This window comes from Pseudomonas sp. Arb-4-2C, assembly GCF_055755015.1.
In genome coordinates, this window is record NZ_CM146899.1 from 1940535 (window position 1) to 1958889 (window position 18355).

Below are 18355 nucleotides of genomic sequence, written 5' to 3' on the forward strand. Positions count from 1 at the left end.
TGTCTGGCCCCCTTTTGCGGCCGCGCACATGTAAGTCAAGGATCCTAATGAGCAAGCCCACTGTCGACCCTACCTCGAATGCCAAGTCCGGCCCTGCCGTGCCGGTCAATTTCCTGCGGCCGATCATCCAGGCAGACCTGGACTCGGGCAAGCACACCCAGATCGTTACCCGTTTCCCGCCTGAGCCCAACGGCTACCTGCACATCGGCCACGCCAAGTCGATCTGCGTGAACTTCGGCCTGGCCCAGGAGTTCGGCGGCGTCACGCACCTGCGCTTCGACGACACCAACCCGGCCAAGGAAGACCAGGAATACATCGACGCGATCGAAAGCGACGTCAAATGGCTGGGCTTCGAGTGGTCCGGCGAAGTGCGCTACGCCTCGCAGTATTTCGACCAGTTGCACGACTGGGCCGTCGAGCTGATCAAGGCCGGCAAGGCCTACGTCGACGACCTGACCCCTGAGCAGGCCAAGGAATACCGTGGCAGCCTGACCGAGCCGGGCAAGAACAGCCCGTTCCGCGACCGTTCGGTTGAAGAGAACCTCGACTGGTTCGCCCGCATGCGCGCCGGTGAGTTCCCGGACGGCGCCCGCGTGCTGCGCGCGAAGATCGACATGGCCTCGCCGAACATGAACCTGCGCGACCCGATCATGTACCGCATCCGTCACGCGCATCACCATCAGACCGGTGACAAGTGGTGCATCTATCCGAACTACGACTTCACCCACGGTCAGTCGGACGCCATCGAAGGCATCACCCACTCGATCTGCACCCTGGAATTCGAAAGCCATCGTCCGCTGTACGAGTGGTTCCTCGACGCACTGCCAGTGCCGGCGCACCCGCGTCAGTACGAGTTCAGCCGCCTGAACCTGAACTACACCATCACCAGCAAGCGCAAGCTCAAACAACTGGTCGATGAAAAGCACGTCAATGGCTGGGACGACCCGCGCATGTCGACGCTGTCGGGCTTCCGCCGCCGTGGCTACACCCCGGCGTCGATCCGCAACTTCTGCGACATGATCGGCACCAACCGTTCCGACGGTGTGGTCGACTTCGGCATGCTTGAATTCAGCATCCGTCAGGACCTGGACGCGAACGCCCCGCGCGCCATGTGCGTGCTGCGTCCATTGAAGGTCGTGATCACCAACTACCCGGAAGATCAGGTCGACAACCTCGAACTGCCGCGTCATCCGCAGAAAGAAGAACTCGGTGTGCGCAAGCTGCCGTTCGCCCGTGAAATCTACATCGACCGCGATGACTTCATGGAAGAGCCGCCAAAGGGCTACAAGCGCCTGGAGCCGAACGGCGAAGTGCGTCTGCGCGGCAGTTACGTGATCCGTGCCGACGAAGCGATCAAGGACGCCGACGGCAACATCGTCGAACTGCGTTGCTCGTACGATCCGGAAACATTGGGCAAGAACCCTGAAGGCCGCAAGGTCAAGGGCGTGATCCACTGGGTGCCGGCCGCTGCCAGCATCGAGTGCGAAGTGCGTCTGTACGATCGCCTGTTCCGTTCGGCCAACCCTGAGAAGGCCGAAGACAGCGCGAGTTTCCTGGACAACATCAACCCTGACTCGCTGCAAGTGCTGACCGGTTGTCGTGCTGAGCCATCGCTCGGCAATGCACAGCCGGAAGACCGTTTCCAGTTCGAGCGCGAAGGCTACTTCGTCGCGGATATCAAGGACTCGAAACCAGGTCAGCCGGTATTCAACCGTACCGTGACCCTGCGTGATTCGTGGGGCCAGTGATCAAGTCTTAAGGAACCATCGTGCTTTCGATCTACAACACGCTCACCAAGAGCAAAGAAGTCTTCAAGCCGCTGGATGGCAACAAGGTGCGCATGTACGTCTGCGGGATGACCGTGTACGACTACTGCCACCTGGGCCACGGCCGCAGCATGGTCGCGTTCGACCTGGTGACCCGCTGGTTGCGGTTCAGCGGTTATGACCTGACCTACGTGCGCAACATCACCGACATCGACGACAAGATCATCAACCGGGCCAACGAGAACGGCGAGTCGTTCGAAGCGTTGACCGAGCGCATGATCGCGGCGATGCACGAAGACGAAGCGCGCCTGAACATCAAGAAGCCGGACATGGAGCCGCGCGCCACGGATCACATTCCGGGCATGCACGCGATGATCCAGACCCTGATCGACAAGGGTTACGCCTACGCCCCGGGCAATGGCGACGTGTACTACCGCGTCGGCAAGTTCATGGGCTACGGCAAGCTGTCGCGCAAGAAGATCGAAGACCTGCGCATCGGTGCGCGGATCGAAGTCGACGAAGCCAAAGAAGATCCGCTGGACTTCGTGCTGTGGAAAGGCGTCAAGCCGGGCGAACCGAGCTGGGAATCGCCGTGGGGCGCCGGGCGTCCGGGCTGGCACATCGAGTGCTCGGTGATGTCCACCTGCTGCCTGGGTGAGACTTTCGACATTCATGGTGGCGGCAGCGACCTGGAATTCCCGCACCACGAAAACGAAATCGCCCAGAGCGAAGCGGCCACCGGCAAGACCTACGCCAACGCGTGGATGCATTGCGGCATGATCCGTATCAATGGCGAGAAGATGTCCAAGTCCTTGAACAACTTCTTCACCATTCGCGACGTGCTCGACAAGTACCACCCGGAAGTCGTGCGTTACCTGCTGGTGTCGAGCCACTACCGCAGCGCGATCAACTACTCGGAAGACAACCTCAAGGACGCCAAGGGCGCCCTCGAGCGTTTCTACCACGCGTTGAAAGGCCTGCCGAACGTTGCGCCGGCTGGCGGCGAAGCGTTCGTCGAGCGTTTCACTACAGTGATGAACGACGACTTCGGCACGCCCGAAGCCTGCGCCGTGCTGTTCGAGATGGTTCGTGAGATCAACCGTCTGCGCGAGAGCGATCTCGATGCAGCGGCCGGTCTGGCGGCGCGTCTGAAAGAACTGGCGAGCGTGCTGGGTGTGTTGCAACTGGAAGCCGACGACTTCCTGCAGGCCGGCGCCGAAGGGCGTGTCGATGCAGCCGAAGTCGACGCGCTGATCGCTGCGCGTCTGGCGGCTCGGGCTGGCAAAGACTGGGCCGAGTCCGACCGCATCCGCGACCAGCTCACCGCCATGGGCGTGGTGCTGGAAGACGGCAAGGGCGGCACGACCTGGCGTCTGGCTGACTGACTGCTGTGAGTGCTACAAACAAAACCCGCCTTGTGCGGGTTTTTGTTTTTCTGCTGTTCAGGCGGTGGTTGCTTTTGCTCTGCGCGTAGGTCTTGATGTCTGACGCGGCCAACATGGGCTGCAGCCCTTGCAGCGGGATGCTGGTCGGCGACGTTTATGGAATGGAGACATCATGGCAAACCACTATCGCGAACTCCTGACAACCCCGGGTGCCAAGGGGTTGGTGCTCGCGAGCGCTATCGCGCGATTGCCGCAGGCAATGATCGGCATTGGCATCATTACCATGCTCGTGGAGCAAACGGGTGTCTACTGGCTGGCTGGTGCAGTCGCCGGTACGTTTACCCTCGCCAACGCACTGATCGGCCCGTACATCTCGAAACTGGTTGATCAGCGTGGCCAAAGCCGTGTGCTGCCTGTCGTGACGACGTTCAGCATTGGCATGTTGCTGGCGCTGATCAGCGCCGTCTACATGAGGGCGCCGGCGGCATTGCTTTTCGTTCTGGCGGCATTGGCCGGGACAATGCCAAGCATGCCGTCGATGATCAGGGCCCGCTGGACGCAATTGTTCCGGGGCAAACCGCAGCTGCACACGGCGTTCTCTCTGGATACGGTGCTGACCGAGCTCGCTTATATCATTGGCCCGCCACTGGCGATCGGCCTGAGCGTGAGCTTTTTCGCCGAAGCCGGGCCGCTTGTCGCGGTCGCGTTGCTGGCCGTCGGAGTGACGGCGTTTGTCCTGCAGCGCCAGACTGAACCCCAGGTTGTCGTGGGTCATGCGAGGCATACGGGCTCAACCCTGCGGATTCCGGGCGTTCCGACCATCGTGCTGGCGCTGTTGGCGATGGGCGCAATCGGCGGCTCAATCGATGTCGCCGTTGTAGCCTTCGCCAATGCGCAAGATTGGCCTGCTTCTGCGACCTTCATTCTCGCAGCCTATGCGTTCGGATCGCTGGTGGCGGGCCTGACGTTCGGTGCCTTGAGGGTTTCCCTGCCAATCGAAAAACAGTTCTTTATCGGCATACTGGTCACGGCCATCACAGGCGTATTACCGATGTTTTCTCCTGACGTTTATGTCCTCTCGGCGATGCTGTTTATTGCCGGCATATCGTTTGCACCCACGATGGTCGTGGTCATGAAGCTGGGGACGATCATCATCCCACCGTCAAGGATCACCGAAGGGCTGACATGGATGACCACCGGCATCAGCATCGGGGTGGCGCTTGGCGGCATGCTGGCGGGGTTGATCATTGATGCCTGCGGCGCTCGGGCAGGGTTTGGCGTATCGATTTTTGCGGGATTGGTGATGGTGTCGGTAGTGCTGATCGGGCTGCGTACATTGAGTGCCGTTTCAACCAGGAGTGTTGAGTCGGCTTATCCTTAATGTGCTGTGTGCACAGGCATTAAAAACAAAACCCGCCAAGTGCGGGTTTTGTTTTTCTCGCTCAAATCAACTCAACAGCCCGGTACTGACCGCAACGATCAGGAAAATCCCCAGCACTGCGCGGTAGATGACAAATGGCCAGGTGGAGAACTTCTCCAGAAAGCGCATCAGGCCCCAGATCGCAAAGAACGCGGAGATGCTGGCGATCACCAGACCGAAAATCAGATGCCCCCAGACTGAGGCGGGAAGGTCGGCATGGAACAGCACCCACAGCTCTTTCAGGCCCGCGAGCGCAATCGCCGGCAAACCCAGCAGGAACGAGAAGCGCGCCGCTTCTTCACGTTTGAAGTTGAGGAACAGTGCCGCCGTCAGCGTCGACCCGGAGCGCGACACCCCGGGAATCAGCGCGCCGATCTGCGCAATGCCGACGATCAGCGCATCACGCAGGCGCATTTCGCTCACTGTGCGGCGATGCCGGCAGGTGAGCTCGGCCGCAGCCAGCAGGATCGCCATGACCACGCAGGAGATCCCGATCACCATCAGTCCGCGCAGGGGCGAGTTGCAGGCATTGAGCGTCGAAGACAACGCTATGCCGGCGATACCGATGGGAATGGTTGCCAGCACGATGGCCACCGCGAGGATGAACCACTGATTGTTGAAGTCACGTTGACGCACTGCCTCGACGCTGCCGCCCACCACCTGCCTGACGTCACGCCAGAAATAACTGACCACTGCGGCCAGCGCTGCGAGCTGCATGGCAGCGGAAAACGCCGAGCCCGGATCCGGCCAGCCGAGCAGGGCCGGGACGATGCGCATGTGCGCGGTGGAGGAAACAGGCAGCAGCTCAGTGATGCCTTGAATGATGCCGAGGATGCCGATCTGCAGGTAGTCCAGAGAGGCAAAGCCGATATCAAGGCCGGTAGAACAGATGTTGGTCAAAGCACTTATCCTGTGAGAATCAGGAGGAGGGAGGTGTCTGGATCAAAGGCATGGCGAAAAGCTGAAACATTTCGTCACAGTCTAGTCGGTTCGGTCAATGAGGGCGGATTGATAGTTGTGTGGTGACGGGGCTGGCGCCTTCGCGAGCAAGCCCGCTCCCACACTGGATTTTGGGCATGTCTGACTTTTGTGTACGACATTCCCCCCTGTGGGAGCGGGCTTGCTCGCGAAGAGGCCGGTTCAGCCACCCTGTCACTCAGCCTGACGCAAGCGCTTGTAGAGGGTATTGCGACTCACCCCCAGCCGCCGCGCCAAATGCGAAATATTCCCCCCGGCCGCCAACAACTCGCGGTTCAACGCCTCGCCATCATTCAGATCAACCCCCAGCGGCTGCGCCACCTCAACCGGTTCCATCTCCAGATCGACAAAAAAATCATCCGGCAAATGCTCCGGTCGCACCGGTTGTTCCTCGGCCATCGCCAGTGCCACCTGCATCACGCTGCTGACCTGACGCAGATTGCCCGGCCACGGATGCCGGCTGAACAGCTCCAGCACCTCGTGGCTCAGGCCGGCCCATTGCGTCGGTTCGCGATGCTGCTCCCACAGGCGCTTGAACAACGCTTGCTTGTCACTGCGTTCGCGTAACGGTGGCAATTCCAGGGTCAGGCCGCCAATGCGGTAATACAGGTCCTCGCGAAACCGCCCCAATTGCACTTGCTCGCGCAGCGAACGGTTGGTCGCCGAAATGATCCGCAGGTCTACCGGGAACAAGTCGCTGCTGCCCACCGGCTGCACGCAGCGCTCCTGCAACACCCGCAACAGCCGTGCCTGAGTCGGCAGCGGCATGTCACCGATTTCGTCAAGAAACAGCGTGCCTTTATCAGCCTTGCGGATCAGGCCGATGCTGCCTTTCTGGTTGGCGCCGGTGAATGCGCCTTTCTCATAACCGAACAGCTCCGACTCCACCAGTTCGGCGGGGATCGCCGCGCAGTTGACGGCAATGAATGCCTGTTTGCTGCGCGAGCTGGCTTGATGCAGGGCTTTGACGAAGACTTCCTTGCCGACCCCGGTTTCGCCGTGGATCAGCAACGGGATGTCTTTTTCCAGCAGCCTTTCGGCCTGGCGCACGGCTTTTTCCACGCGGCTGTCGCCGAAGTGCAGGGCGTTGAGGCTGATCGCCCCCGGCACCGTGGCAGGCGTTGGCGCGGATTTCGGTTCGGCAAAGATTCGAGGCTGAACCGGCGCCTGTTTCGGTCGCTTCAACAAGCACTGGAAGCGGTTGCGTCCGGCGGTCTGTAGAGCGAACGGCAAGCCGTCGGGCTGGTTCATCAGTTCCAGCAGCGACACATTGAACAGGCTTTCGACACTGACCCGCGACAGGCGCACACCGAGCAGATTGTCCGCCCGGCGATTGGCCGAGAGCACCTGACCGCTCTCATCGAAAATCAACAACCCGGCCCATTGACTGTCGAGGTTGTTCAACCCTGTGTTGAAGGTCAGTTGAAAGTGCTGACCGTGGAACAGGTTGAGGATCAGCCGGTTTTCCACGGTCTGGCTCATCATCTTGACCATGCCCAACGTGTGCGAGGGCGGCAGGTAGCTGTCGCTGGACACGTCGAGCACCGCGATGACCTTACGCTCGGCGTCGAAAATCGGTGCGGCGGAACCGGTCATGAACCGGTTGGCCTTGAGGAAATGCTCATCGTGCTCGATGTGCACCGCTTGTTCGCAGGCCAGTGCGGTGCCGATCGCATTGGTGCCGCTGGCGCGTTCCATCCAGCTCGCCCCGGCGCTGAATCCTCGGGCCAGGTTCGGTTCGATAAAACGCTGGGTACCCCACGACGTCAGCACCTGGCCCTGATTGTCGGCGAGCATGATCAGGCAATTGGAGTTGCTCAGGATGTTCTCGTAGTACGGCAGCACTTCCTGATGGGTGGTTTGCACCAATGAGTGATGACGGTCGAGCAACTGCGCGATGCCGGCGGCAGGCAATTGATCGAAGGCCGGAGCGCTTTGATGGCTGAGACCGAAGGCGCGGCAACGTTGCCAGGAGGTCTGGACGAGCGCGTCGTGGGACAGCGGCGGGGCAGGTGTGGCCATGCTGGTCAGCCTCTAAAGGGCATTTTTATTGTTGTTATGGCACTACTTTCAAAAGCTGCACAGACCAAAACGGTGGGAGCGGGCTTGCTCGCGAAAGCGGTATATCAGACAGATTCAGATTGGCTGACACACCGCTTTCGCGAGCAACCCCGCTCCCACACTGGATGTTCATTGTTCACGAAATTCGGGCAAAAAGCGTTCATAGAGTGTTGTTCACGATTGTTCATTGTCAATCGCCCAACTGTTCAAATGTGTTCAGCGATGAATACCCATCTCCCACGTTTTCGGCACTTTTCACGACAAATCAACCACTTGCCATTTCTGGCACGAATGTCGCTCTGCTGCACAGGTCGCTTGACTCCAATAATAAAAAAGGCCGAGCCATGTCACTCACCCTGGAGCACGTCAGCCGTACCGTCGAGGGCCAGATCTGGATCGACGATGCCTGCCTGAAATTCGAACCCGGATCCTTCAACGTTCTGCTCGGCCGCACACTGTCCGGCAAAACCAGCCTGATGCGCCTGATGGCAGGTCTGGACAAGCCCGACAGCGGGCGCATCCTGATGAACGGCGTCGACGTCACCCAGCGCCCGGTGCGGTTGCGCAATGTGTCGATGGTCTATCAGCAGTTCATCAATTACCCGACCATGACCGTGTTCGAGAACATCGCCTCGCCGCTGCGTCAGGCTGGGGTCTCGAAAGACATCATTCACGGCAAAGTGCAGGAAACCGCGAAGATGCTGCGCATCGAGAAGTTTCTGCAACGCTATCCGCTGGAGCTTTCCGGCGGTCAGCAGCAGCGCACGGCGATGGCCCGGGCGCTGGTCAAGGACGCCGAGCTGATCCTGTTCGACGAGCCGCTGGTCAACCTCGACTACAAGCTGCGCGAAGAACTGCGCCAGGAAATGCGCGAGTTGTTCAAGCTGCGCCACACCATCGCGATCTACGCCACCACCGAGCCCAACGAAGCGCTGGCACTGGGCGGCACCACCACCATTCTTCACGAGGGCCGGGTGATTCAGAGCGGCCCGTCGACCTCGGTGTATCACCAGCCGCAATCGGTGCTGGCGGCGGAGTTGTTCTCCGAGCCGCCGATCAACCTGATGCCCGGGCGCATTGTCGGCAATGAAGTCAGCTTCGCCAACTTCGTGCACTTCCCGTTGAACGTCGATCTGCGCCCGGTGGGTGAGGGCGAGTTCCGCTTTGGCGTGCGCCCAAGCCATATCTCGCTGGTGCCGAGCAACGATGACGACCTGGAACTGGCGGTCACTGTCGAAGTGGCGGAGATCAGCGGTTCGGAAACTTTCCTGCATGTGCGCAACGAGCATTTCCTGCTGGTGCTGCACCTGCCCGGGGTTCACGAGTACGACGTCGATGCGCCGATCCGCATTTACATCCCGACCCACAAGCTGTTCGTGTTCGATGCGCAGGGCCGTCTGGTGCAGGCACCGGGCCTGCGTGTCGCGAGGGTTGCCTGATGGCCGAAATCCGTTTGCAGCACCTCGCCCACAGCTACAGCAAAAACCCGAGCGGGCCTGATGATTATGCGATTCGCGAGATGGATCACGTCTGGGAACAGGGCGGTGCCTATGCCTTGCTCGGCCCTTCGGGGTGTGGCAAGTCGACGTTGCTCAACATCATTTCCGGCCTGCTCAGCCCCTCGCAGGGCCATGTGTTGTTCGACGGCAAAGCGGTCAACGACCTGACGCCGGAGAAGCGCAACATCGCCCAAGTGTTCCAGTTTCCGGTGGTCTACGACACCATGACCGTGTTCGATAACCTGGCTTTTCCCCTGCGCAATCAGGGCATGGCCGAGGCGAAAGTGCACAGCAAGGTGCAGGAAATCGCCGAAGTCCTCGACCTGCAAAACCTGTTGAGCAAGAAGGCGCGCAACCTCACTGCCGACGAAAAACAGAAAGTCTCCATGGGCCGAGGCCTGGTGCGCGACGACGTTTCGGCGATCCTCTTCGATGAACCGCTGACGGTGATCGACCCGCACCTGAAGTGGAAGCTGCGGCGCAAGCTCAAGCAGATCCACGAGCAGTTCAACATCACCATGGTCTACGTCACCCACGATCAACTCGAAGCCTCGACCTTTGCCGACAAGATCGCGGTGATGTACGGCGGGCAGATCGTGCAGTTCGGTACGCCCCGCGAATTGTTCGAGCGGCCCAGCCACACCTTTGTCGGCTACTTCATCGGCAGCCCCGGGATGAATCTCATCGAAGTGCAGCCGCAGCCGGGCGGGGTCGGTTTCGCTTCGACGCACCTGCCGCTGTCCGAGGCCTTGCAGCGGCATATCGAACACGGTCAGTGGAAAAATTTGAAGGTCGGCATCCGTCCTGAATTCATTCACGTCTGGGACGAGCCGTTTGACGACGCGATGCAGGCCCGGGTGGTACACGTCGAAGACCTCGGCACCTACAAGATCCTCACCCTCGACCTCGATGGTGCGCCGCTGAAGGTGCGCCTGGCGGAAGACAAACCGGTGCCGCAAGGCACGGCGTATATCAGTTTTCCGGCGCAGTGGCTGATGGTCTATGCCGACGAGTTCCTCCTGGAAGACACCGACCCTGCCGAGGTGCAGCCATGAACAAGGTACAGAACAACAAGGCCTGGTGGCTGGTGTTGCCGGTGTTCCTGCTGGTGGCGTTCAGTGCGGTGATCCCGATGATGACCGTGGTCAACTATTCGGTGCAGGACATCTTCGACCAGTCCAGCCGCTACTTCGTCGGTGCCGACTGGTACAAGCAGGTGCTGCTCGATCCGCGTCTGCACGATTCGTTGCTGCGTCAGTTCATCTACTCGGCGTGTGTGCTGCTGATCGAAATCCCGCTGGGCATCGCCGTCGCCCTGACCATGCCGACCAAGGGCCGCTGGTCGTCGGTGGTGCTGATCATTCTGGCGATTCCGCTGCTGATTCCATGGAACGTGGTCGGCACCATCTGGCAGATCTTTGGTCGCGCCGATATTGGTTTGCTCGGGTCGAGCCTGAATGCGCTGGGCATCAGCTACAACTATGCGGCCAACACCATGGACGCCTGGGTGACGGTGCTGGTGATGGACGTCTGGCACTGGACTTCGCTGGTGGCGCTGCTGTGTTTTTCCGGGCTGCGGGCGATTCCCGACGTGTATTACCAGGCCGCGCGCATCGATCGCGCTTCAGCGTGGGCAGTGTTCCGGCACATTCAGTTGCCGAAGCTCAAGAGCGTGCTGCTGATCGCGGTGATGCTGCGCTTCATGGACAGTTTCATGATCTACACCGAGCCGTTCGTGCTCACCGGCGGCGGGCCGGGCAATGCCACGACCTTCCTCAGCCAGACGTTGACCCAGATGGCTGTCGGCCAATTCGATCTGGGACCGGCAGCGGCGTTCTCGCTGGTGTACTTCCTGATCATCCTGTTGGTCTCGTGGCTGTTCTACACCGCCATGACCCATTCCGACGCCAATCGTTGAGGCCCGGCCATGAGCAAAAGAAAGCTTATTCCGTTGCTGGTGTACATCCTGTTCCTGCTGGTGCCGATCTACTGGCTGCTGAACATGTCGTTCAAGAGCAACACCGAGATCCTCGGCGGCCTGACCCTGTTTCCGCAGGACTTCACCTGGCACAACTACAAGGTGATCTTCACCGACCCGAGCTGGTACAGCGGCTACATCAACTCGCTGTACTACGTCAGCCTGAACACGGTGATCTCGCTGAGCGTGGCGTTACCGGCGGCGTACGCGTTTTCGCGCTATCGCTTCCTGGGCGACAAGCATCTGTTCTTCTGGCTGCTGACCAATCGCATGGCGCCGCCGGCGGTGTTTTTGCTGCCGTTCTTCCAGTTGTACTCATCGATCGGGCTGTTCGATACGCACATCGCCGTGGCGCTGGCGCATTGTCTGTTCAACGTGCCGTTGGCGGTGTGGATTCTTGAAGGCTTCATGTCCGGCGTGCCCAAGGAAATCGACGAAACCGCCTACATCGACGGCTACAGCTTTCCCAAGTTCTTCGTGAAGATTTTCATCCCGCTGATCGGCTCCGGGATCGGCGTCACGGCGTTTTTCTGCTTCATGTTTTCCTGGGTCGAACTGTTGTTGGCGCGCACGCTGACCTCGGTCAACGCCAAGCCGATTGCCGCGGTGATGACGCGCACGGTCTCGGCGTCAGGCATTGACTGGGGCGTGCTGGCAGCGGCGGGGGTGCTGACCATCCTGCCGGGCATGCTGGTGATCTGGTTTGTTCGCAATCACGTGGCCAAGGGCTTTGCCTTGGGTCGGGTCTGAGGAACGCATGATGGAATGGATGAGCTGGACCACCCCCACGGCGGGGTTCTTTATCGCCATCGGCCTGTTGCTGGTGGGCATGACCACCTGGGAATTGCGCTCGCCGAGCATCCTGCGGCGAGGTTTTCTACCGATTGCCACCACCCGTGGCGATCGCTTGTTCATCGGTCTTCTCGGCAGCGCCTACCTGCATTTGCTGGTCATCGGCGCCACCGACTGGAGCATCTGGGTAGCGTCCGCGCTGTCTCTGGTGTGGCTGTTGGTTGTGATGCGCTGGGGCTAGTCGAGTCGCTCGGCAATCGTGCTCCGAAACTCTAACTGGAGGTCTCTATGTTCGATAAAAACAATAAGCTGCGACATAGCATTTCATTGGCAGCCATGCTGGCACTCAGCGGTTTGAGCGCATCTGCTTGGGCCGATGCCTATGAAGACGCTGCGAAAAAATGGATCGGCAGCGAATTCAAACCGTCCACCCTGACGGCCGATCAGCAACTCGAAGAATTGAAGTGGTTCATCAAGGCTGCCGAGCCGTTTCGCGGCATGGAAATCAAGGTGGTTTCCGAGACCCTGACCACCCACGAATACGAGTCGAAAGTGCTGGCCAAGGCCTTCACCGAAATCACCGGGATCAAGCTCACCCACGACCTGCTGCAAGAAGGTGACGTGGTGGAAAAAATGCAGACGGTGATGCAGTCCGACAAGAACATCTACGACGGCTGGGTCAACGACTCGGACCTGATCGGCACGCACTTTCGCTACGGCAAGACTGAATCGATCACCGACCTGATGGCCAACGAAGGCAAGAACTTCACCTCGTCGACCCTCGATATCAAAGACTTCATCGGCATTTCGTTCACCACCGCGCCGGACGGCAAGATCTATCAACTGCCCGACCAGCAGTTCGCCAACCTGTACTGGTTCCGCGCCGACTGGTTTGAACGGGCGGACCTGAAAGCCAAGTTCAAGGAAAAGTACGGCTATGAACTCGGCGTGCCGGTGAACTGGTCGGCCTATGAAGACATCGCCAAGTTCTTCAGCGAAGACGTCAAGGAAATCGACGGCAAACGCGTCTACGGGCACATGGACTATGGCAAGAAAGACCCATCGCTCGGCTGGCGCTTCACCGATGCCTGGTTTTCCATGGCCGGCGGCGGCGACAAGGGCCTGCCCAACGGCTTGCCCGTGGACGAGTGGGGGATTCGCGTCGAGGATTGCCACCCGGTCGGTTCCAGTGTGACCCGCGGCGGCGACACCAACGGCCCGGCCGCGGTGTTTGCCACGCAGAAATACGTTGACTGGCTCAAGGCCTACGCACCACCGGAAGCGGCGGGCATGACCTTCTCCGAGTCGGGGCCGGTGCCGTCGCAGGGCAACATCGCGCAGCAGATTTTCTGGTACACCGCGTTCACCGCCGACATGACCAAACCCGGCCTGCCGGTGGTCAACGCCGACGGCACGCCGAAATGGCGCATGGCGCCGTCGCCACGCGGGCCGTATTGGGAGGAGGGCATGAAGTTGGGGTATCAGGACGTGGGTTCGTGGACGTTCATGAAGTCCACGCCTGAGAAGCAGAAGCTGGCGGCGTGGCTGTATGCGCAGTTCGTGACGTCGAAAACCGTCTCGCTGAAGAAAACCATCGTCGGCCTGACACCGATTCGTGAGTCGGACATCAACTCGCAGGCGATGACCGATATGGCGCCGAAACTCGGTGGCCTGGTCGAGTTCTACCGCAGCCCGGCCCGCGTGCAATGGACCCCGACCGGGACCAACGTGCCGGACTATCCACGGCTGGCGCAACTGTGGTGGAGCCACATCGCGGAAGCTGCCAGCGGCGAGAAGACCCCGCAACAGGCGCTGGATGGCCTGGCCAAGGATCAGGACGCGATCATGACGCGCCTGGAACGCTCCAAGGCCCAGGCTGTTTGCGCACCGAAGATGAATCCGGAACGCGACGCGCAGTATTGGTTCGATCAGCCGGGCGCACCAAAACCGAAACTGGCGAACGAGAAGCCGAAAGGCGAGACCGTGAGCTACAACGAACTGCTGAAATCGTGGGCGGATGCGCGCAAGTGATAGCGGCACTGTGAAAGGCGAACGGCACCGAAAGGTGCCGTTTTCATGTGTGCCTGAGCGGCCGCCTTCGCGAGCAAGCCCGCTCCCACAGGTTTCGGCGGCGTCCACACATTTTGCGGATGACCGCGATCACTGTGGGAGCGGGCTTGCTCGCGAAGGCGGTGTGTCAGATAACAAAAAGGTGCCTGACCCAACGCCTTCGCTTGCAGGCAAGCTCCCACAGGTTTCGCGGTGTTCACAACTGCAGGGCTCACCGCCGATCACTGTGGGAGCGGGCTTGCTCGCGAATGCGATGTCTCAGATAACAAAGAGGGGACTGACCCGCCGCCTTCGCTTGCAGGCAAGCTCCCACAGGTTTCGCGGTGTTCACAACTGCAGGGCTCACCGCCGATCATTGTGGGAGCGGGCTTGCTCGCGAAGGCGGTGTGTCAGATAACAAAAAGGTGCCTGCCCCAACGCCTTCGCTTGCAGGCAAGCTCCCGCAGGTTTCGCGGTGTTCACAACTGCAGGGCTCACCGTCGATCACTGTGGGAGCGGGCTTGCTCGCGAAGGCGGTGTGTCAGATAACAAAAAGGTGACTGACCCAACGCCTTCGCTTGCAGGCAAGCTCCCACAGGTTTTGAAGTGTTCACAACGCCGATCATTGTGGGAGCTTGCCTGCAAGCGATGGGGGCGTTCCTGTCACCGCAGGAAAACCAAGCCTGAACACCGTCATCACCCCCGGCAGGCTCTTCACCTCGGCCACCCCCTGATGCAGGCTCATGATCGAGCGCACGATGGCCAGGCCCAGCCCGGTGCTGCCTTGCGAGCGCGAGCGGGCGCTGTCGACGCGGTAGAAACGGTCGAACAGGTGCGACAGATGCCGGGCCTCGATGCCGGGCCCAGGATTGCTCACCAGCAGCGAGCTTTGCGTTGCACCTTGCTCGATCAGCAATGTCACGGTTTTACCGTTCGGGCAGTGTCGCAGCGCATTCGACAGCAGATTTGAAATCGCCCGCTGAATCATCAGCCGATCGCCCGCCACCGTCGCGCAGCCCACCACGCTCAGGTGAATGTCCTTGTCCTGCGCCGACAGCGAAAACATCTCCGCGACCTTCGCTGCTTCATCCTCCAGCGCCACCGGCTCAAACGGCGCCAGCGCCGACGGATGGCTGACCTGCGCCAGAAACAGCATGTCCGAGACAATCCGCGCGACGCGCTCCAGCTCCTCAGTGCAGGACACCAGCACGTCCTTGTACTCTTCGGTCGTGCGCTCGCGGGACAAGGTTACCTGCGCCTTGCCCATCAGGTTATTGATCGGCGTGCGCAATTCGTGGGCCAGATCATCGGAAAACTGCGACAACTGCTGCACGCCGGCGTCCAGCCGATCCAGCATGAAATTGATGCCTTGTGCCAGTGCGCTCAACTCCTGCGGCATGTTCACCACCGACAGTCGATGCTCCAGATCCTGGGTCGAGACCATCGCCGCCACCTTGCGGAACTCGCGCAGCGGTGCCAATCCGCGTTGCACTGCGCCCCAGGCGGTCAGGCCGATGAACACCAGCAGCAACGGCAAGGCAACCAGCGTCGAACGCAAATAGGCACTGAGCAGCGTCTGATCATGGGCATTGTCCATCGACAACAGCACCGGCACGCTGCTGCCATCCTTGAGGCGAATCAGCTTCGAGGCAGTGAGGAATCTGGCGCCTTCGGCATCGGTGCTGTCGCTGTAGGCCAGTTGATCGGTGGTCCCGCGAACAGCTCTGAGTTCCACCCGTGGATCGGCCAGCCCCGAGCCAGACTTGAGCAGCGGCGAGCGCAGATTCAAACGGTCATAAATCGTCAGTGTCAGGTTGTCGTGGCCCATCACCTGATCAAGCAGAATGTGCGGCTTGCCGCTGACTTCATTGGCATCGATGTACAGCGACAGGCTGTGTTCAACCTGCGCCATCTTCTTTTGCAGGCTGTCGCGGGACAGCGCATTGAGCTCATGGGTCAGGGCGAAATACGCCAGGATCGCCAGAAACACCACCAACATTGCGCCCAGCGTACTCACCGTCAGACCAAGGCGCATCGACAGGCTGGCGGGCTTCATTCCCGCGCCTCCAGCACGTAGCCGACACCGCGCAGGGTGTGGATCAGCTTGTGGTCGAACGGGTCGTCGATCTTTGCCCGCAAGCGGCGGATCGACACTTCGACCACGTTGGTGTCACAGTCGAAATTCATGTCCCACACCAGCGAGATGATCTGCGTACGTGTCAGCACCTCGCCAGACTGGCGCATCAACAGATGCAGCAGGGCGAATTCCTTGGTGGTCAGGTCGATGCGCTGCTCGCCACGAAACGCCCGATGTCGGCCCGGATCGAGTTCCAGATCAGCGACTTTCAGCACCGGCGGCACCGGGATGTTTTCGCTGCGGCGCATCAATGTACGCACCCGCGCCAGCAGTTCGGGAAATTCGAACGGCTTGACCAGATAGTCGTCGGCACCCAGATCCAGACCACGAATCTTGTCGGCCAGGCGCCCGCGTGCGGTGAGCATCATCACCCGCGTTGAGTGCGTGCGGCGCAGTTGTTCCAGCACGCCCCAGCCGTCGAGTTCCGGCAAGTTTACGTCGAGAATGATCAGGTCATACGTCTGCTGTTGCGCCAGATGCAAACCGTCGGCGCCATTGATGGCGTGGTCAACGACATAACCACTTTCGGTCAAACCCTGATGCAAGTATTCGGCCGCTTTAAGCTCGTCCTCGACGACAAGGATTCGCATGATCTATCACCACTTTTATTTAATGGATATTTAATTAAGGTGGTCGGGAAAGTTATTGTTTTTGTAAGAGCTTCCGGACGGATTTCAATAAGTGAATGGCATATACGGTAAAGGCTGTAGCGGCTACAGGGTCAACCAAAAAGGCCTTTAAAATGGCCATCCGCGACAGCCTGTCGCAGCTTGAGTGCGCTAAAAACATGTATTGCATTCAGGCAAGTGCTATTCGGCAGATAACTACTGTGTATTTGTTTCCGTGTGTTGCGGCAAAGCCTTTTGCACTTCGCATCCTAGAACAAAACAACTTCCGTAAACCGTGGATAACGGATTTGTAATGTTTCAGTCACCTTGTCGATAAGTTCAAAACCCTACCGTGGCGGCATCGAAAAATCCTGAACTAAAGGAAGTCTTCCATTGCCCGGTTTAATAGAACTGACGGCGCGATCACGCCTGAAAAAAACCGCCAGCGGGCTCTTGTTGCTGGTCGGCAGCAGCCTGGCCAGCGCATCGACCCTGACCCTGGATCAAGCCCTGCAAAGCGCCTTCGCCGGCAACCCGGATCTGGCCGCCGCGCAATGGGAAATCGGCATTGCCGAGGGCGACCGCAAGCAGGCGGGCCTGATTCCCAACCCCGAAGTTTCCTGGGAAGCCGAAGACACCCGGCGCAACTCGCGCACCACCACAGTGATGCTCAGCCAGCCGATTGAGCTGGGCGGCAAACGCGGCGCCCGCATCGACGTCGCCAGCCGCGCGCAGGATGCTGCCGGCATCGAGCTGGAGCGCAAGCGCAACGCCTTGCGTGCCGATGTGATTCAAGCCTTCAACAGCGCGCAAACTGCGCAGCAACGTCTGCAGCTGTCGCGCCAGTCATTGCAACTGGCCGAGCACGGTTTGCGTGTGGCCCAAGGGCGCATCGAGGCCGGCAAATCGTCGCCGGTCGAAGGCACGCGGGCACAGGTGCAGCTTTCTGAAGTGCGCCTGGAACTGAGTCGCGCCGAGCGCGATCAGGCCAACGCCTATCAGCAACTGGCGCAGGTCATGGGCGCACCGTTGCCGACTTCGACCAACGTGCAGGCCGCCACACAAAACCTCACCAGTGTGCCGCCGCCGACCCGTTTGCTCGAGCGTTTGAACGAGACTGCCGAACTGCGTCTGGCGAAGTTGCAGATCGATCAGCGCGAAGCGTCGTTGGGCCTGGAAAAGTCCCAGCGTATCCCTGACCTCACCGTGAGCATCGGCAGTCAGTACAGCGAAACCGAGCGTGAGCGGGTCAACGTGGTCGGCCTGTCGATGCCGATCCCGCTGTTCAACCGCAATCAGGGCAACGTGCTTGCCGCAGCACGGCGGACCGATCAGGCGCGCGATCTGCGCAACGCCACCGAGCTGCGCTTGCGCACCGAAATCCAGACCAGCCTCGAGCAATGGCAGACCGCCAACGGCGAAGTCAAAGCGTTCAACCAGACCATCCTGCCCGCCGCGCAAAGTGCGGTGGACAGCGCTACGCGCGGCTTCGAAATGGGCAAGTTCGGTTTCCTCGACGTGCTCGACGCCCAGCGCACGCTGATCGCCGCCCGCAGCCAATACATCCAGGCCGTCAGCGAGGCGACCGACGCTCGCGTGCGCATCGAACGGATCTTCGGCGACCTCAGCGTCCGCCCTTGAATTTCACTTTCAGACAACTGCGCGATGGCACGGCGCAGAGG

At 60.2% G+C, this 18355-nt stretch carries 14 protein-coding genes; 10 read left to right on the forward strand and 4 right to left on the reverse strand.

The window, feature by feature from the left end; translation table 11 throughout:
* Positions 1 to 47 precede the first annotated feature (47 nt).
* The 3 genes from AC0J41_RS08740 (at position 48) to AC0J41_RS08750 (ending at position 4532) form a co-directional block, all read left to right on the forward strand.
* Entirely contained in the window at positions 48 to 1748 is a 1701-nt protein-coding gene (locus tag AC0J41_RS08740) for a glutamine--tRNA ligase/YqeY domain fusion protein (protein WP_473015202.1), read from the forward strand.
* Positions 1749 to 1768: 20 nt separating this feature from the next.
* A complete protein-coding gene (cysS, locus tag AC0J41_RS08745) occupies positions 1769 to 3151 on the forward strand; it encodes a cysteine--tRNA ligase (RefSeq protein WP_096822283.1) in 1383 nt (460 codons plus the stop codon).
* Between the two features lie 172 nt (positions 3152 to 3323).
* The gene (locus tag AC0J41_RS08750; RefSeq protein ID WP_473015204.1) at positions 3324 to 4532 is read left to right on the forward strand and encodes an MFS transporter; all 1209 of its coding nucleotides are present in this window, start codon (positions 3324 to 3326) and stop codon (positions 4530 to 4532) included.
* Positions 4533 to 4598: 66 nt separating this feature from the next.
* On the opposite strand, the gene AC0J41_RS08755 is transcribed toward AC0J41_RS08750, so the two are convergent.
* Both AC0J41_RS08755 and AC0J41_RS08760 read right to left on the reverse strand, forming a co-directional pair.
* Entirely contained in the window at positions 4599 to 5471 is an 873-nt protein-coding gene (locus tag AC0J41_RS08755) for an undecaprenyl-diphosphate phosphatase (RefSeq protein ID WP_025108971.1), read from the reverse strand.
* A 252-nt stretch (positions 5472 to 5723) separates the two neighbouring features.
* Positions 5724 to 7571 carry a sigma-54-dependent Fis family transcriptional regulator gene (locus tag AC0J41_RS08760; protein WP_473015206.1) on the reverse strand — a complete coding sequence of 616 codons (1848 nt, stop codon included), beginning with the start codon at positions 7569 to 7571 and terminating at the stop codon, positions 5724 to 5726.
* 383 nt (positions 7572 to 7954) lie between these two features.
* On the opposite strand from AC0J41_RS08760, the gene AC0J41_RS08765 reads away from it, so the two are divergent.
* The 6 genes from AC0J41_RS08765 to AC0J41_RS08790 are packed head-to-tail and all read left to right on the forward strand — an operon-like array spanning position 7955 to position 13910.
* The gene (locus AC0J41_RS08765) at positions 7955 to 9049 is read left to right on the forward strand and encodes an ABC transporter ATP-binding protein (protein ID WP_473015208.1); all 1095 of its coding nucleotides are present in this window, start codon (positions 7955 to 7957) and stop codon (positions 9047 to 9049) included.
* Positions 9049 to 10164 (forward strand): ABC transporter ATP-binding protein, encoded by a 1116-nt coding sequence (locus AC0J41_RS08770; RefSeq protein ID WP_473015209.1) that lies wholly within the window; start codon positions 9049 to 9051, stop codon positions 10162 to 10164. The genes AC0J41_RS08765 and AC0J41_RS08770 overlap by 1 nt, the downstream gene beginning before the upstream one ends.
* The gene (locus AC0J41_RS08775; RefSeq protein ID WP_007961995.1) at positions 10161 to 11027 is read left to right on the forward strand and encodes a carbohydrate ABC transporter permease; all 867 of its coding nucleotides are present in this window, start codon (positions 10161 to 10163) and stop codon (positions 11025 to 11027) included. The genes AC0J41_RS08770 and AC0J41_RS08775 overlap by 4 nt, the downstream gene beginning before the upstream one ends.
* A gap of 9 nt (positions 11028 to 11036) precedes the next feature.
* Positions 11037 to 11837, forward strand: a complete 801-nt coding sequence (locus AC0J41_RS08780; RefSeq protein ID WP_025108975.1) for a carbohydrate ABC transporter permease — start codon at positions 11037 to 11039, stop codon at positions 11835 to 11837.
* A 10-nt stretch (positions 11838 to 11847) separates the two neighbouring features.
* Positions 11848 to 12120, forward strand: a complete 273-nt coding sequence (locus tag AC0J41_RS08785) for a DUF2160 domain-containing protein (protein WP_025108976.1) — start codon at positions 11848 to 11850, stop codon at positions 12118 to 12120.
* Positions 12121 to 12167: 47 nt separating this feature from the next.
* Positions 12168 to 13910, forward strand: coding sequence for an ABC transporter substrate-binding protein (locus AC0J41_RS08790; RefSeq protein ID WP_473015210.1), 1743 nt, complete (start codon positions 12168 to 12170; stop codon positions 13908 to 13910).
* Positions 13911 to 14550: 640 nt separating this feature from the next.
* Here AC0J41_RS08790 and AC0J41_RS08795 read toward each other — a convergent pair.
* Positions 14551 to 15984 (reverse strand): heavy metal sensor histidine kinase, encoded by a 1434-nt coding sequence (locus AC0J41_RS08795; RefSeq protein ID WP_473015211.1) that lies wholly within the window; start codon positions 15982 to 15984, stop codon positions 14551 to 14553.
* Positions 15981 to 16655, reverse strand: coding sequence for a heavy metal response regulator transcription factor (locus AC0J41_RS08800; RefSeq protein ID WP_473015212.1), 675 nt, complete (start codon positions 16653 to 16655; stop codon positions 15981 to 15983). Before AC0J41_RS08800 ends, AC0J41_RS08795 begins: the two co-directional genes overlap by 4 nt.
* A gap of 411 nt (positions 16656 to 17066) precedes the next feature.
* Here AC0J41_RS08800 and AC0J41_RS08805 point away from each other — a divergent pair, with 411 nt between their 5' ends.
* The gene (locus tag AC0J41_RS08805) at positions 17067 to 18314 is read left to right on the forward strand and encodes a TolC family protein (protein ID WP_473015213.1); all 1248 of its coding nucleotides are present in this window, start codon (positions 17067 to 17069) and stop codon (positions 18312 to 18314) included.
* Positions 18315 to 18355 lie beyond the last annotated feature (41 nt).

Excerpts from the sequence above, each read along its gene's own strand:
- AC0J41_RS08775 (WP_007961995.1), top strand. The coding sequence starts at position 10,161 with ATGAACAAGGTACAGAACAACAAGGCCTGGTGGCTGGTGTTGCCGGTG.
- AC0J41_RS08800 (WP_473015212.1), bottom strand. The coding sequence starts at position 16,655 with ATGCGAATCCTTGTCGTCGAGGACGAGCTTAAAGCGGCCGAATACTTG.
- AC0J41_RS08770 (WP_473015209.1), top strand. The coding sequence starts at position 9,049 with ATGGCCGAAATCCGTTTGCAGCACCTCGCCCACAGCTACAGCAAAAAC.
- AC0J41_RS08760 (WP_473015206.1), bottom strand. The coding sequence starts at position 7,571 with ATGGCCACACCTGCCCCGCCGCTGTCCCACGACGCGCTCGTCCAGACC.
- AC0J41_RS08790 (WP_473015210.1), top strand. The coding sequence starts at position 12,168 with ATGTTCGATAAAAACAATAAGCTGCGACATAGCATTTCATTGGCAGCC.
- AC0J41_RS08785 (WP_025108976.1), top strand. The coding sequence starts at position 11,848 with ATGGAATGGATGAGCTGGACCACCCCCACGGCGGGGTTCTTTATCGCC.
- AC0J41_RS08780 (WP_025108975.1), top strand. The coding sequence starts at position 11,037 with ATGAGCAAAAGAAAGCTTATTCCGTTGCTGGTGTACATCCTGTTCCTG.
- AC0J41_RS08765 (WP_473015208.1), top strand. The coding sequence starts at position 7,955 with ATGTCACTCACCCTGGAGCACGTCAGCCGTACCGTCGAGGGCCAGATC.
- AC0J41_RS08740 (WP_473015202.1), top strand. The coding sequence starts at position 48 with ATGAGCAAGCCCACTGTCGACCCTACCTCGAATGCCAAGTCCGGCCCT.
- AC0J41_RS08795 (WP_473015211.1), bottom strand. The coding sequence starts at position 15,984 with ATGAAGCCCGCCAGCCTGTCGATGCGCCTTGGTCTGACGGTGAGTACG.
- AC0J41_RS08750 (WP_473015204.1), top strand. The coding sequence starts at position 3,324 with ATGGCAAACCACTATCGCGAACTCCTGACAACCCCGGGTGCCAAGGGG.